Annotated in this window: 17 protein-coding genes and 1 tRNA gene; 4 read left to right on the forward strand and 14 right to left on the reverse strand. The window is 39.3% G+C overall.

The window, feature by feature from the left end; all coding sequences use genetic code 11:
• Positions 1 to 2 precede the first annotated feature (2 nt).
• From H6799_00900 to H6799_00940, 9 genes are all read right to left on the reverse strand, one after another.
• A complete protein-coding gene (locus H6799_00900; protein USN97642.1) occupies positions 3 to 812 on the reverse strand; it encodes an ABC transporter permease subunit in 810 nt (269 codons plus the stop codon).
• Positions 809 to 1,693 (reverse strand): ABC transporter ATP-binding protein, encoded by an 885-nt coding sequence (locus H6799_00905; protein USN97643.1) that lies wholly within the window; start codon positions 1,691 to 1,693, stop codon positions 809 to 811. Before H6799_00905 ends, H6799_00900 begins: the two co-directional genes overlap by 4 nt.
• Before the next feature lie 35 nt (positions 1,694 to 1,728).
• Positions 1,729 to 2,085, reverse strand: coding sequence for a DUF1801 domain-containing protein (locus tag H6799_00910; protein USN97644.1), 357 nt, complete (start codon positions 2,083 to 2,085; stop codon positions 1,729 to 1,731).
• A gap of 12 nt (positions 2,086 to 2,097) precedes the next feature.
• Complete coding sequence (locus tag H6799_00915) at positions 2,098 to 2,532, reverse strand: hypothetical protein (GenBank protein ID USN97645.1); 435 nt, start codon at positions 2,530 to 2,532, stop codon at positions 2,098 to 2,100.
• Between the two features lie 7 nt (positions 2,533 to 2,539).
• Positions 2,540 to 2,827, reverse strand: a complete 288-nt coding sequence (locus tag H6799_00920; GenBank protein ID USN97646.1) for a hypothetical protein — start codon at positions 2,825 to 2,827, stop codon at positions 2,540 to 2,542.
• Between the two features lie 76 nt (positions 2,828 to 2,903).
• Entirely contained in the window at positions 2,904 to 3,083 is a 180-nt protein-coding gene (locus H6799_00925; GenBank protein USN97647.1) for a hypothetical protein, read from the reverse strand.
• Between the two features lie 71 nt (positions 3,084 to 3,154).
• Positions 3,155 to 3,574 (reverse strand): GNAT family N-acetyltransferase, encoded by a 420-nt coding sequence (locus tag H6799_00930; protein ID USN97648.1) that lies wholly within the window; start codon positions 3,572 to 3,574, stop codon positions 3,155 to 3,157.
• 148 nt (positions 3,575 to 3,722) lie between these two features.
• Complete coding sequence (locus H6799_00935; GenBank protein USN97649.1) at positions 3,723 to 4,238, reverse strand: 2'-5' RNA ligase family protein; 516 nt, start codon at positions 4,236 to 4,238, stop codon at positions 3,723 to 3,725.
• Between the two features lie 132 nt (positions 4,239 to 4,370).
• Positions 4,371 to 4,447 (reverse strand) — tRNA-Lys (locus H6799_00940).
• Between the two features lie 72 nt (positions 4,448 to 4,519).
• Here H6799_00940 and H6799_00945 point away from each other — a divergent pair.
• A complete protein-coding gene (locus tag H6799_00945; protein ID USN97650.1) occupies positions 4,520 to 5,419 on the forward strand; it encodes an RluA family pseudouridine synthase in 900 nt (299 codons plus the stop codon).
• Between the two features lie 32 nt (positions 5,420 to 5,451).
• Entirely contained in the window at positions 5,452 to 6,399 is a 948-nt protein-coding gene (locus H6799_00950) for a hypothetical protein (protein USN97651.1), read from the forward strand.
• Here the strand turns inward: H6799_00950 and H6799_00955 are convergent.
• Positions 6,396 to 7,148, reverse strand: coding sequence for a hypothetical protein (locus tag H6799_00955; protein USN97652.1), 753 nt, complete (start codon positions 7,146 to 7,148; stop codon positions 6,396 to 6,398). The two genes, H6799_00950 and H6799_00955, sit on opposite strands and share 4 nt — an antisense overlap.
• A gap of 38 nt (positions 7,149 to 7,186) precedes the next feature.
• A complete protein-coding gene (locus H6799_00960; GenBank protein ID USN97653.1) occupies positions 7,187 to 7,897 on the reverse strand; it encodes a DeoR family transcriptional regulator in 711 nt (236 codons plus the stop codon).
• A gap of 230 nt (positions 7,898 to 8,127) precedes the next feature.
• Between H6799_00960 and H6799_00965 the strand changes: the two genes are divergently transcribed.
• On the forward strand, positions 8,128 to 8,844 hold the full coding sequence (locus tag H6799_00965; protein ID USN97654.1) for a hypothetical protein: 717 nt from the start codon (positions 8,128 to 8,130) through the stop codon (positions 8,842 to 8,844).
• On the opposite strand, the gene H6799_00970 is transcribed toward H6799_00965, so the two are convergent.
• From H6799_00970 to tilS, 3 genes are all read right to left on the reverse strand, one after another.
• Positions 8,837 to 9,289 (reverse strand): GNAT family N-acetyltransferase, encoded by a 453-nt coding sequence (locus H6799_00970; GenBank protein USN97655.1) that lies wholly within the window; start codon positions 9,287 to 9,289, stop codon positions 8,837 to 8,839. The two genes, H6799_00965 and H6799_00970, sit on opposite strands and share 8 nt — an antisense overlap.
• Before the next feature lie 16 nt (positions 9,290 to 9,305).
• Positions 9,306 to 11,174 (reverse strand): ATP-dependent zinc metalloprotease FtsH, encoded by a 1,869-nt coding sequence (gene hflB / locus H6799_00975; protein USN97841.1) that lies wholly within the window; start codon positions 11,172 to 11,174, stop codon positions 9,306 to 9,308.
• 66 nt (positions 11,175 to 11,240) lie between these two features.
• Positions 11,241 to 12,269: a tRNA lysidine(34) synthetase TilS gene (tilS, locus tag H6799_00980; GenBank protein ID USN97656.1), complete on the reverse strand. Its 1,029-nt coding sequence runs from the start codon at positions 12,267 to 12,269 to the stop codon at positions 11,241 to 11,243.
• A 97-nt stretch (positions 12,270 to 12,366) separates the two neighbouring features.
• Between tilS and H6799_00985 the strand changes: the two genes are divergently transcribed.
• Positions 12,367 to 12,966: a hypothetical protein gene (locus tag H6799_00985; GenBank protein USN97657.1), complete on the forward strand. Its 600-nt coding sequence runs from the start codon at positions 12,367 to 12,369 to the stop codon at positions 12,964 to 12,966.
• The last annotated feature ends 86 nt before the right edge of the window (positions 12,967 to 13,052 follow it).

Genomic DNA, 13,052 nt, shown 5'->3' on the forward strand with positions numbered 1-13,052 from the left:
GCCTATATTGGGATATCTTTTTTTCTAAAATAGAAAAGACCAATAAGGGTACTTATAATGAATGTACCTAACAAAAAGAGGAGGCTTGAAGACTCAAGGCTGCCCGTAGTAACTACTCTTCCTGGGTTAAAATAATGGAAGACTGAGAAGTATTTAAGTTTATCTAAGTTAGTCTCTAAACTTGCTATTAAGTATAAGACGTATGATATAAGCAGGACCCCACTAATAGCCGCAGTAGATTTTCTGGCATCGTTTGCTATTGCGGAGGAGAGCATACCAAGGCCTAACACCGCCAATCCAAATAATAGCCCTAAGATTGCAATCATAACAGCATCTGAATTGCTAAGGTTGTACTTAAAGAGGGCCGCTAACGGGATAACTAAGACTTGGGAAATTATTACGAAAAATATTATTCCAATTGTTCCAGATACTAGTCTAGTTAGGTACAGTTCTTTTCTAGAGATGGGCATAGCTAAAAGATGGGTAATAGTTTTGTCTTGAACTCCTTGGGCGATGGCGTAACTGCTATAAGATACTGCCAGCATTATTAGCATTAATGGCCAAGTAAAGCCAAAGTGCTTTGAAGCCAGATAGCCTATTAAGGTCTGTGGTCCGGTGGTTATATTAAAGGCCGATATAACGCCTTTAGGTAAGGTACTTATCAACTTATCGTAATCAGCTGAAGATTTTTGGATAGCTGGAAAGGTGGCAATATAAAGAACAAGAAATCCAAAACCAATTAAGCAGAAAGTTGCCCAGCGCACGCGGTGATCTTTGATAGATTCTTTTAGAAGTTGTAGGTTTAGTCTCATGAGTATATCTCCTTAAAAATATCTTCTAAAGTTGGGCTAGAGATACTGAGCTGTTGGACGTTGTATTTAACAAGAATTTCTAAGAGTTTGTTTAGATCTCCTCTGAGTAAAAAACTAGCACTATTTATGGTAGTGGTTAAATCCTCTATATGTAAACTGTTTAATTCTTTGGGCACTGACTTTTTGAAGGTTACTTTAATTGAGTGAGAGCCCACTTTTTTAAGTTTTGAAAGGTCGGTGTCGTCGATAATTTTTCCATCTTTTATGATTGCGACTTTACTGCATAGCTCTTCGACTTCGTATAAATCATGAGAAGAAAGTAGAATCGTCCCTCCCCGGGCTTGATAGTCACGCAGAAGTTGATGAAGAGTTGATCTAAAGAGTGGGTCTAGTCCTCTTGTGGGCTCATCTAGAATAAGTAGCATTGGATTGTGGATTAGGGCAAGTATTATTGCCAGTTTTTGATGATTGCCAGTTGAAAGTGCGCCAACTTTTCTGTCTCCATCAATTGAAAGTAATTTCTTTAGTTCTGTAGACCTTTTGGAATCAACTTTAAATATATGTTCTGCAAATTTGATGTGCCGATCGACGGTCCAGTTTGGGTATAGATTTGGTTCTGCTGGCACATAGCCGATTAGATTTTTGAGTTCTGTGCTGGAGGCTTCTTTATTCGCGTCTTTACCAAAAATGGTTACACTCCCCTTGTTTGGACGAATTGTGTCCGTTATACAGCGGATAGTTGTTGACTTGCCAGCACCGTTTGGGCCTAAGAAACCGAAGATCTCACCCTTACTAATTTTTAAAGAGACATCCTCTAATGCTTTTTGCTTGCCAAAAAACTTAGTGACGTTATTAATATCTAGTACAACTGGGCTGCTCATCTAAGATAAGATTAGCATAAAGAGTATACATGAGGCTATCTGAGCTGACTTAATCTTGTCTGAAGGATTTCTTTTAGGAGTTGTTCTGGAAATGGCTCGTTAAGTTTATACTTTAGGGTGCCTTTGCCTGATTCGTAGGGCTTTAATATTTCTTTTAAATTTTCTATTGGACCTGGAGTTGGGAAGATGCTTAAGTGATCTTTAAAAGCTCCAAAGTAGATCAGTGGCTTACCCTTATATTTAAATGCCGGCATGCCATAAGATATTGATTCTTCTGCTTCTGGCACTTCTTTTCTAACGATCTCGCGCAGTCTTTGGAGCTCATTTCTTTCTTCATTATCTAAATACTTTAGATATTCATCAACTGATGCGGCTCTTTTATCTTTATTCATAGTGCAATCTTATCAATCTAGTTTTGCAAAAGCGAATTCAAGTGACTTTTGTAGAACAGTTGCAATTAGTACTACTGCTAGGATGCCAAAAAAGCCATGGATATTAAGATTGTTGCCAAAGATTAAATCAATCAGTCCAACGAAAACAAACTTAGAGCTAAACATAACAAACCAAGTGATAAAACCGTAAAAAAGTTTTACCTTAATATCTTCTGACTTCTTTAAATCTTTTATTAATCTCTTTTTAATTTTAAGCACTAAAAAAGTTAAGATACTTAAAACAAGTGACCCTAAAAAGATGGTTGAAAAGCTTTTGGCCACGACGATATTTGTGTAGTCATTAAAGAATCCTAATACTGAAGCGTAAACTAAAGCCCCCAGGCTAATGTCCTTAAAGGTTAGTTGTTTAGTAGTAAAGCGAGGTGTTATTTCTTGTTGTTTTGGCATATTAATGTTATCTAAAAAAACTGATTACAATTAATATCATAGCTACTCCACCAAGGGTTTTTCTAAAATTGCTTGAGCCTCGTGTGAGCTCAAGGTACGCCCATGTAAATAGGAGAGCTGTGGCAAGATCTTGAATATTATTCTTAAGTTGAATATCTTTTATAAATAATGAAAAGAGTTCGACTAGTAGCCAACCGGTTAAGGGGATGTTTGGGAGTTGAGCAATCGTAATCTTGCTCTCATCATTTTGGCAGAAACTAACTATTTGAGATTTTATGTTGCTTTTGTTCATCATTTAATAATAACAAAAGACCCTCCCGGGTCTTACGCCGTTTACGTTAGGTGGAGGGCCATTGTGGAGCTAGTTGCAACTAAGATTCCTCAGGCTTATGTAATGCCCTCAGCTTCTCAAAAAGCTCCCTAACCTCTTCTCTTTCGGCTCCAATAAGTGCATTGAACTCATTATCATCAAGTTCGTTATCTATATTTAGGAGACAATTGCAAAGAATCCTTAACTCATCGTTTGTGAGCTTGATTGTATATTCGCTCATGTACGAGATTATAACAAAAAGACGCTTTCGCGTCTTTTAAACATAAGCATATTGGAGGGCCATCGTCTACATTATAGCGACTGAGACTCGGCACTCCGAGTCGCTTCACCATGTAATATAAAATCTAATCTTGCATTTGTATACTGTTCCATGCCTGAGACCTCCGTGATGTCCATTTCATATAGTCCAACGTGTTCAGTTTTTATAGATGCTTCTCCGAAGACCTTTGTAAATAAATCGAGGCTTTCTCTACTTATGATGGAAGCAGTTATGCGTTGAATTCTTCTCTCCACGGCCACTTCCCTTGCTTTTTGAAGCACAGCCTGGCCAATGCCATTCCTGCGTATAACACTGCTTACAAAAACACTCGATACCGACATTCTTTCACCATCCAAAGAAAAAGTGAGCAGAGCATTAGCATGTTCGTGACGTAGCCTCACACTTCTTTCATCTACCACATCGAGAACAATATCAAATTCTGCCATAAACACATGATACCAAAACAGAAGTGAATCACTTAGAGCATGCGAGACTAGAACTTTTTAACAGATTGAAAATGCTCCTCAGATTGAGAAGCATTCGCGTCGCAGAAAACGTATCCGATATTCAAATTGGAGGACCATTGTATTACTTATTGAACTAGAGCTTAGCAGTGTAAATTAACTTCCCAGGAGGCGGCATGGTAAAAACCGATAATGTATGCAGAGCAAAATCACCTTCGATCTTTAGCTTAGATAATTCTTCCATCTCTTGATCTGCTAATGGTGACTTACTTCTCAGTGTGCAATGTGGCATGTATGCGAAGTTGCTATCCTGGAACTTTATTCCCGATTCAACAAATCTTTGATGCAATGATCGTACTGATGTCTCATCTTTTAATTTCATAACAACTATGTCTGTGCCTGGGAACCTATGCACTTTATCAAAAGAGACGGTTATTGGTGGCGTGCTAGCTGCTATTTCGTCGATTGTTTTAAATAATTCGTCTGGGTCCTGGTCTTGGGCAATGCAACCAACGCCGCTTGAACCAACAATAGTTATCTCGGTAGGCATAGATGCTTGAAAATTATCCCCCTGCTCAGCTCTAACTTTACGTATTGTGCTCGCTATTGGCTCGGGAAGCTCCAAAACAATGTAGGTATCTTGATCAAACATAGTATTATCATACCAAAAAAGAGGTAGATTGATTAGGGCAAACGAGACTCTAACTAGACTAACAGATACAAAAACACCTTCAGTAATTGAAAGGTGTTAGGTGCGAACCAATTTTGATCTGATAAATACTTTTGGAGGGCCAGGCGGGACTCGAACCCGCGACATTCTGCTTAAGAGGCAGACGCTCTAACCAGCTGAGCTACTGGCCCGTATGCCTTTATATTCTACCTACTTTTCGCTGTTATTTCAAGGTCAAAAAAGCTATAATTAAGTATAGAATCATGAAGATAATCAAAAAAAATATTGAAGGTGAAGAACCTACTTTTGAAAGGGTGGATACTTTTGTAGCTCAAAATTGTGATGGTAAGTTTAGTCGGTCTTCTGTTGGGAAGCTAATATCTCAGGGGAGGGTTAAATTAAATGGCGAAGTTGTAAAATCTAAGGCTCTAAAGTTGACGAATGGAGATGTGGTTGAGGTATATTATCAAGATCCAGTTGCGGATGAAGATCTAAGGATTTTGTATGAGAGCGATGATGAGATCGTTATCAGTAAACCGGCCGGTATGCTCTCTCACGCCAAGGGTCCGATTAGTGGTGAAGTTAATGTGGCGGACTGGTTACAGCCCAAGACCACTGATCTTAATGTTCAGAGAAGTGGGATTGTTCATCGTTTGGATAGAGCTACAAGTGGGGTGATGATCTTGGCTAAGAATCCGGAGTCTAAAAGCTGGCTGATGAGGCAATTTAGTGATAGGAATGTACACAAAAAGTACTTGGCTATTATCGAAGGTGTGCCAGATCAGAAGAAGTTTAGAATTGACATGCCAATTGGCAGAAACCCTAAAAAGCTAACTACTTTCTATGTGACGGAGAGTGGACGGGAGGCTAAGACAGATGTTGAGGTTTTGAGTACAAATGGAAAAGAGAGTCTGGTATTACTCTCTCCAAAAACTGGACGGACTCATCAACTTAGGGTACATATGTGGGCTAATGGCTGGCCGATCTTAGGTGATCCTTTTTATAATGAAGTTTTTAAGGACGGTCAGGAGTTGATGCTGCATGCGAATAGTTTGACTATCCAGACTAGTGATAAGGAATGGCGAGTGTTTAGTGCTCCTATTCCCTCTTACTTTTTGGATAAGCTTGTTGAACTTAACCTTAAATTACCTGATTTGAATTAGTACTTCCATCACCCTCTCCTTGACGAGGAAAGGTGGCAAAAAGAATCAGGTCCTTACAGAGCTTCGCACGCATTAAGACCTCAGAAGACATCTTGTTTGACTTAACTTTAGAGTTCGGACGTTTAGCTTTGGGTGATAGAATTAGAGGTATGATGTTGTTTGGAGAGCGGGACAAGAGGCTGCTAGAGGGTTTTTTTAATACTCCTGCTCAGGGGACTTTAGTCGTGCGTCAAGGTGGTTTTAGTAGGAATGAAGAAGAGTTGCTTGCTGATATATTTTTAGACAAGCAGAAGGGTAATCTGTACCTCTTAAGTTTAGAAGATGGCAAAAAAGGCGTTGGCATTGAGCAGGTGCGTAAGCTGGCAGCTGCTTTAAGTACTTTATCTAGAAGTGGAGAGAGACGGCTTGTAATAGTCAGTGATAGACATGCCTTTGGAGTACAAGCACAAAATACCTTTTTAAAAATTTTAGAAGAGCCTCCAGTAGGGGTATATTTTCTGTTATTAGCAAGTGGTCCGGATTCTTTTTTGCCAACTATTTCATCTAGATCTCAGATCATTAGGTTGAATGGACCAAACGAAGAAGAGGTGCTTGAATATTTAATTAAAGAAGCGGGCCTTAATGAACCTGAGGCAAAAATGCTCTATTTGCAGGCTGGAGGAAATCCGGCAGAGATTTTAAGGTTAGTCAGCGACGATTTTGCTAGAAAAAAAAGTTTAGAAGAGCTTAGTTTAGCCAAAAAATTTTTAATTCAAAACAGCTATGATAGACTAGTGCTACTGAAGAATTATCAGAATGCAGGTAAGCGAGATGAAGCGGTTAGTTTTTTAAAAAGTTTGCTGGTTGTTTTGGAGCTTGCCTCAAAGAAGGACGCTAAAGAAGCTTTAAGGTGGTCTAGTCTGGCTGAAAAAGTTGAGAAGTCGTTAGTTAATATAAATCTAAATGCGAACTCTAAAGTTGAGCTATTAAGTTTAGTTTAAGGTTTTACGCAAATATGTAGGCATTGGTTTTGACTGCCGGCGTACTCTAAGATGACATTCGCCTTCCCGCTTGCGTGTAGCTCTTGGGCAGTTTCTACAAGTAGATCGGTAAGTTGTTTGTTGTAAGGCTTCGATGTCCTAAGGGTATGCATTTTGCTTCCGCCAATTTTGATTAGATTTTCGGTATTTTGTTGGATAATATCGGGGTTTCTTCTTGGATCAGCTACTGAAAAAAAGTTGTCGCCCTCTTTTATGTAGTAGGAGCTTGCATCAATATCGAAGGTATAGCCGGTTGCATGGGTGCCTTCTGAGTTCAAGATCTTGCCTGGAGTTTTTAATAACTCTTTCTTATAGTCTTCGGAGCACACCAAAAAAGTTAGTGGCAATAGTACGTTCGAATACCCGTTTTTATACTTGCTTCTTACTTTGGAACGCCAAATCGAAGCGAGTTCATCGAGAACCTTTTTTGCCTCAGGTCTTAAGTAGGGTGGATATTGTAGGTCTGTATCAGGGTTTAGGAGTCTAGTAATTGGTCTATAGTCTTTTGTCTCTCCTATCTTTACTAGTTCTCTTTTTTGGAAAGCGACTTGAATGTCTTGATTGGTTTGGTAACGTGGAGTTTGTTTATGCCAGTTTAACTCTTGTTTGCTGTCTTGTTCAATTTGGAGTTGGTCTTTTTTGGTGACCTCAGTCTGTGACTTTTGGACTAGTTTTCTTTTGGGTCTCAGGTTAGAGATTTTTTTAAACATAGGCTTTTTATAAGTCTAGGGTATGATGTATGTTTTTTCTAGAGGGCTCTTTCTAGTAGTTCGCCAGTGGTTTTGACGAGCCTCATTACTTGAGCGTAGCTTTGTCGAGTTGGGCCAAGAACTCCAATATAGCTGTTTTTAGAATAAGGGCTGTTAAATTTAGATATTATCAGACTGCATCCACTCGCTCCTCCAATGGGGTTTTCGGAGCCGATATAGACACTAAGTGGCTCGCCGGGTGCGGCTTCACGCATCCAGGGTTCTAGGTTATCTAGAAGTTTGGCCACTTCCCGCACTCCTTCCCCACGGGCAAATTCTGGTTGAGCGAAGAGATTGGAGAGACCACTTAAGTACAGATTGTCACCAATAGTTGCTAAACCTAAGTTTTGGGTTAGTTCAACGAGTGTATCAACGGCGTTTTTAATGGTAGTTTCTGGTAGGCTTTTAGAATGGATCCTCCCTTCTAGAGCTCTCTTTGTGTGAGGACCTAGCTGTTTCTGGATATTGTCCCCTTCTTCGCCTTGAACTGTATTGACGTAAAATCTATATCCTTTGTCAGTTGGTATTCTACCTGAAGAGGTGTGGGTCTGAGTTAGGTAGCCGAGGTCTTCGAGTTCGGCCATATCGGCTCGAATAGTTGCCGGGGATACGCCAAAAAGTTTGGCAAGGGTAATTGATCCTACAGGGGATGCTATCTCCGCATATTGTTCTACAATACTGGTAAGAATTTGCTCTTGACGGGGTGTCATGATACCTGTTTATTATACAGATATAATTGGCGTTTAAGCAAGCAGAGTGCTAGTCTCGAATCTTTTTACTGTCCTGTTTGGTTCTGCCGTAGATATTCCGGCTGAGTTTGGCTTTATGTGGATAGGGATGATCCTAAGAGTTTCTGCTTCTGGGATATTTATTAGTAAAAGTTTATTGTAAAAGCTTTTTTCTAAGAACAGTGTTAAACTTAAGCAAGATATTATTTTTTATGAAGTCATTTGTTAAGCCTAGAAACAAGTTAACCAAAAGAGAGTTAATTTTGGTATGTATAATTGCTTTTCTTACTTCGTTATTATTGTTAGTTAGTCTTGCTTTTTTAATTTTGAGGTCCACTGGTTTAAAGTTAAGATCTGAGAATACTCAGTTAGGCGATAAGGTAGTTAGCTTGCAGGGTGATCTTAAAGATATTGGCGAGAGACTCTCTGGTCTGTCTAGTAAAAATTCTGATACTGCTAGTACTGAACCAGGTCTTGTGTTGAATAGAATTGGTTTGACAGCAGTTCCGGGAGATACTCAGTTGACGGTTGATACGCCAGAGGGGTGGGAGCTAGTTGGTCAAAATAGGTTAAAGTCTGGAGAGTCCACTGTTTCTGCTCAGTCGGAAAGTATCGATTTGTTTAGTGTGCCTAACTATAAAGCAACTAGAACTATTGAGTCTTTTCAGACTAGATCTGGGCAAACGGCATTTTTAGTCTTTATACAAGTCAGTTCAGAAAACAAGGGTTACTTAAGCGTTAGCTTCTGTAATCCGGAGACTGGATCGGCATGCTCTTATAGAGGGGATGATGGAAAGTATGTCTTTGTTTTAGCCCATGCCATAAAAGAAGGTGATCAGTTTGTACGTGACATGGACTTTAATTCTGCTGAGGGAATTAAACTTTTGACAGATTTCAAAATAATGATGAAGGGCTTAGAGATCAGCTAAAGAGTTTTTCCATAATCCTTCTATTGTCGGACCTTTCTTTTTGGGTGAAGCCGAGTTTTCTATAGAAGTCTACTGTATCTGGGAGCGATTCTAAAAATAGCTTTATCTTCCCTTCTCTTCTAGATTCTTCCTCGATGAGCTCCATAAGATGTCGGCCTAATCCGGCACCTCTTAGTTTTCTCGGTATAAAGACCTCTCTAACAAACGTTGCTGAAGGCTGGTCAACGGTGATGCCATAACTAGTTATGCCTCTGATGGATGCAGGTATTGACGTATCATTGGCGTAGTACATGAATCTTCGCTGTGATAGTCTGTTATCGTGCAATTGGAGGGTCCTAGGCGGGTCGATTGCTCCGATGCCGATTCCGCCGTGGACGTCAAGTAAAAGTGGAGCTGCTTGTACTGGCCATTCTGGATGAGCGTAGTTTGCCTTTTCTAAGTACATAGAAAAAAGTATGAATTTAGTTCAGTAGGACTTCTTTAGGGGCTTTGGCATCTTGTAGTATTTTATTGACTTCGTCTTCGTCTAAGGTCTCTTTTTTGATTAGCTCATCCTTTAAGGTGTCAAGATATTTATGGTTTGCAACAATTACTTTTCTAGCTCTTTCCGTAGCTTCATCAACTAGTTTTTGGACTTCTTCATCAATTATTTCTGCAGTTTTTCCAGAGTATTGTGTGTGACCTCCGGCCATCATCCCGGAAGTATCATATGGATGAGCTTCCTCTTTAAAGGCTAGGTTCTTTAGCTTTTTACTCATGCCGTACTCCACTACATAGCTTCGGGCTATGCTGGTAACCTTCATTAGATCGTTACTCGCTCCAGTATTAATATTGCTTTCTCCGTATATAACTTCTTCAGCGACTCTTCCGCCAAGTGCTTGAGCTAGGAGGTCTTTAATGTCCTTAGCGCTTTGGTGATGTTTGTCGTCTTGAGGAAGGCTCCAGGTTATCCCGGCTGCCCCCCCTCTAGGTAGTATGGTAATTTTGTGGATAGGATCAGAATTAGGAAGAACGTGTCCAACAAGTGCGTGGCCACCTTCGTGATAAGCGGTGATCTCTTTGTCTTTATCGGTCATTGGAGAGTTCTTGCGTTCTGGTCCTATGGCAACACGTTCAAATGCTTCTGTTACGTCGTTGTTTTGAATTGTTTTTGATTTTCTTCTTGCGGCAATTATTGCAGATTCATTAGCGAGGTTGGCGAGGTCTGCTCCGCTCATACCGGCAGTTTTTTTGCTTAGTGCTGCTAGATCGACATTTGAGTCTAGAGGTTTGCCCTCAAAGTGGACGTTTAAGATGGCTTGACGATCTGGTCTTTCTGGCAATGGGATGTGGACTCTTCTATCAAAACGTCCTGGCCTTAGGAGTGCTGGGTCAAGCACATCGGCTCTGTTGGTTGCGGCAAGTACGATGACATTTTCGCCTCCTTCAAAGCCATCCATTTCTACTAAGATTTGGTTGAGGGTCTGTTCACGTTCGTCGTGACCTCCTCCAGTACCTGAGCCACGACGTCGTCCTACGGCATCAATTTCGTCGATAAAGATAATACATGGTGCATTCTTTTTGGCTTTGGCAAAGAGATCTCTAACGCGGCTTGCACCAACACCTACGAACATTTCAACAAACTCTGAGCCTGAAATTGAAAAGAATGGGACATCAGCTTCGCCAGCGACTGCTTTAGCGAGCATGGTTTTACCAGTACCTGGGTCTCCCACCAATAAAACTCCTTTAGGGATTTTAGCGCCAAGTTGTTTGAACCTTTTTGGGAACTTAAGGAACTCAACAACTTCTGATAGATCCTGCTTAGCGTTATCGTTTCCGGCAATATCATCAAACTTAACTTTCTTTTTGTCTGCTCCATACAGTTTGGCCTTGCTTTTACCGAACATGGCCGCCTGATTGCCCTGGTTACCTGCTTGACGAGCGATAAAGTAGAAGAATCCTACAAAAATAAGAACTGGTAGGGCAATGTTTATTATTAAGTCTATTGCTGTTGAATTACTATTCGACTGATTCTTGGCAGTATATTCGACCTTGCTTATATCCAGTCCTTGCTCTTTGGCACTAGCTCCAGTGGGAAGTATTGCAAATTTGCTTGGCTTGTCTTCATTTTTTTGAGTTATTAAGAGTTTTTGACCATCTTCTTTTATTTTAGAAACCCGATTGTTGTTTACGTCATCTACAAGGGTGCTAAACGGGATCTCATCTTCTTTTTTTAGTCCGTCTTTATTGATATTGCCACCAACTAGTGCGAGACCAACTAAAATTACAAGAGTAACTGTTAGAAATGTTCTAATTCGATTTGATCTTTTAGGGCTTTTGCCCCCCCTCATTGGTAATTGTGGTTTTTTTGGTTTCATTTAAAATCCTCTATTGTTCTTATCAAGCACTCTAATGTGTTAAGTGCTAATTATAGCACTTTTCTTCCCAGTAGACGAAATCTTAAATTCTTCTTTTGAATCAATTATTAAGCTACACCCTCGGAGCTGTAAAACCTTTTTTGGATCTTTCTCTTTCAAAAATTGATCTGATCTTACTACTGCCTCTTTTGAGATTTCGTAGCCATATTTAGACAAGATATTGTGAAGAATTTCGTATCTTACTTTTTGATCTTTAATATTTAGATAAACTGTTCGTGAATATGTGTCTTTATTTACATTAAGATTAGTAATAAGTTTTTTAGTTAATTCTGAAAGTTTTTTAGTGTCAGTTTGATTCTTTTCTAAAATTGATATAATTTTTTTCTTTTTCTGTTCGTGTATAGATTTAAGATCTTCTCTAATTTGATTTCTCAAATATTTGGTATTGTGGTTGGTAGAGTCCTCGTGCCAGGTTAGTTTATACTTTTTTGCGTAATTTAAAATATCTTGTTTAGTGATGTCTAGATCTTTATATAAATAAGGTCGCCATACTCCTAATGTGTGATGCTTGAGGGATGTGAGACCTTTAGGGCTTGTGCCTCTTTTGATATTAATTAGTGCAGTTTCTAGAACATCATCCGCGTGGTGGGCAGTCACTATATGGTCAAGGTTGTTAGTTTCTAAGACCTTGTTAAAGTTTTTATATCTGAGCTCTCTGAGAGTGTTCTCTGAGCTATCTTTATCAACACTAAGCTTAATTAGGTTAAGTGGTAGTTTATATTTTTCGGTTAGATCTTTAATATGAAGAATATCTTGATCGGTATCTTCTCTTTGAGAATGGTCGATATATATAGCCTCTAGTTTTTTGATTGGGTTATCATCTAAAAAATTTATTATTTTGTTTTCAATTTTAAGAAGTTGTTGATTTTCCTGATTGTTTCTTCTATAAAATTTAGAAATTAGATCTAATAAAACAATAGAATCTACTCCTCCAGAAACAGCTAGAAGTGCCGACTTTGGGATATTATTAGAATCTTTTTTTGAGGTATGTACTAATTTTTTACTCATTTGATAAATAACACTTGAAAAAAGACAAAGAGCTTATGTATACTTTTGATTAAATAGCTTAATATAAAATTAAGTTTAAAAAGAAAAGGGTGGGCATATGACTCCTGTAAGTGATGATTCTACAGCGCAAACAACTACAGCGCAAGCTGATGTAAACGATGATTTAGCAAAAGCTTTGGCTAGCGTTCAAGCTAGCTCGCAGAGCTCTACTCAACCAGCTGACGATTCTACTGGTCAAGAGATGAATTTTGAGACAGTTGGCGAACCTGTCATGAGTGGAGCTCCTGTGATGAGTGCTCCTCCTGTTGCGCCAGTTGCGCCCGTATCTCCAATGCCAACCTACACTCCAACAGTAGACTCAAGTAACCAAGAAGTTGAGTACTCTACTCCACCGGCGAGTATTGATCATACTCAAGATTATGGTTCGGCTTCAGCTGGAAGTAGCGCCGATAGTATCGAGCAGATAAAGATTTCTGCATTGCAGCAACTTAGACCTCTGATGCAGCATATTGAGCTTACTCCAGAAGAAAAGTTTGAGAAGTATTTGATGATGCTTCGTGCTAGTGATGATCAGGATTTAATTCAGCCTACGTACGAAGCAGCTCAAATGATTAGTAGTGAGAAACTTAAGGCTCAGGCTTTACTTGATGTCATTAATGAGATTAATTATCTAACATCACAGCAACTAGTTAATTAGTCGGATAAATTTATTGATTGGCTCAAAGATCATGAGAGGATCTCAACTGGGGTTCTCTTAATTATTTCTGTTTAAAATGTGATAAA

The organism is Candidatus Nomurabacteria bacterium, from assembly GCA_023898665.1.
Taxonomy (GTDB): domain Bacteria; phylum Patescibacteriota; class Saccharimonadia; order Saccharimonadales; family HK-STAS-PATE-42; genus HK-STAS-PATE-42.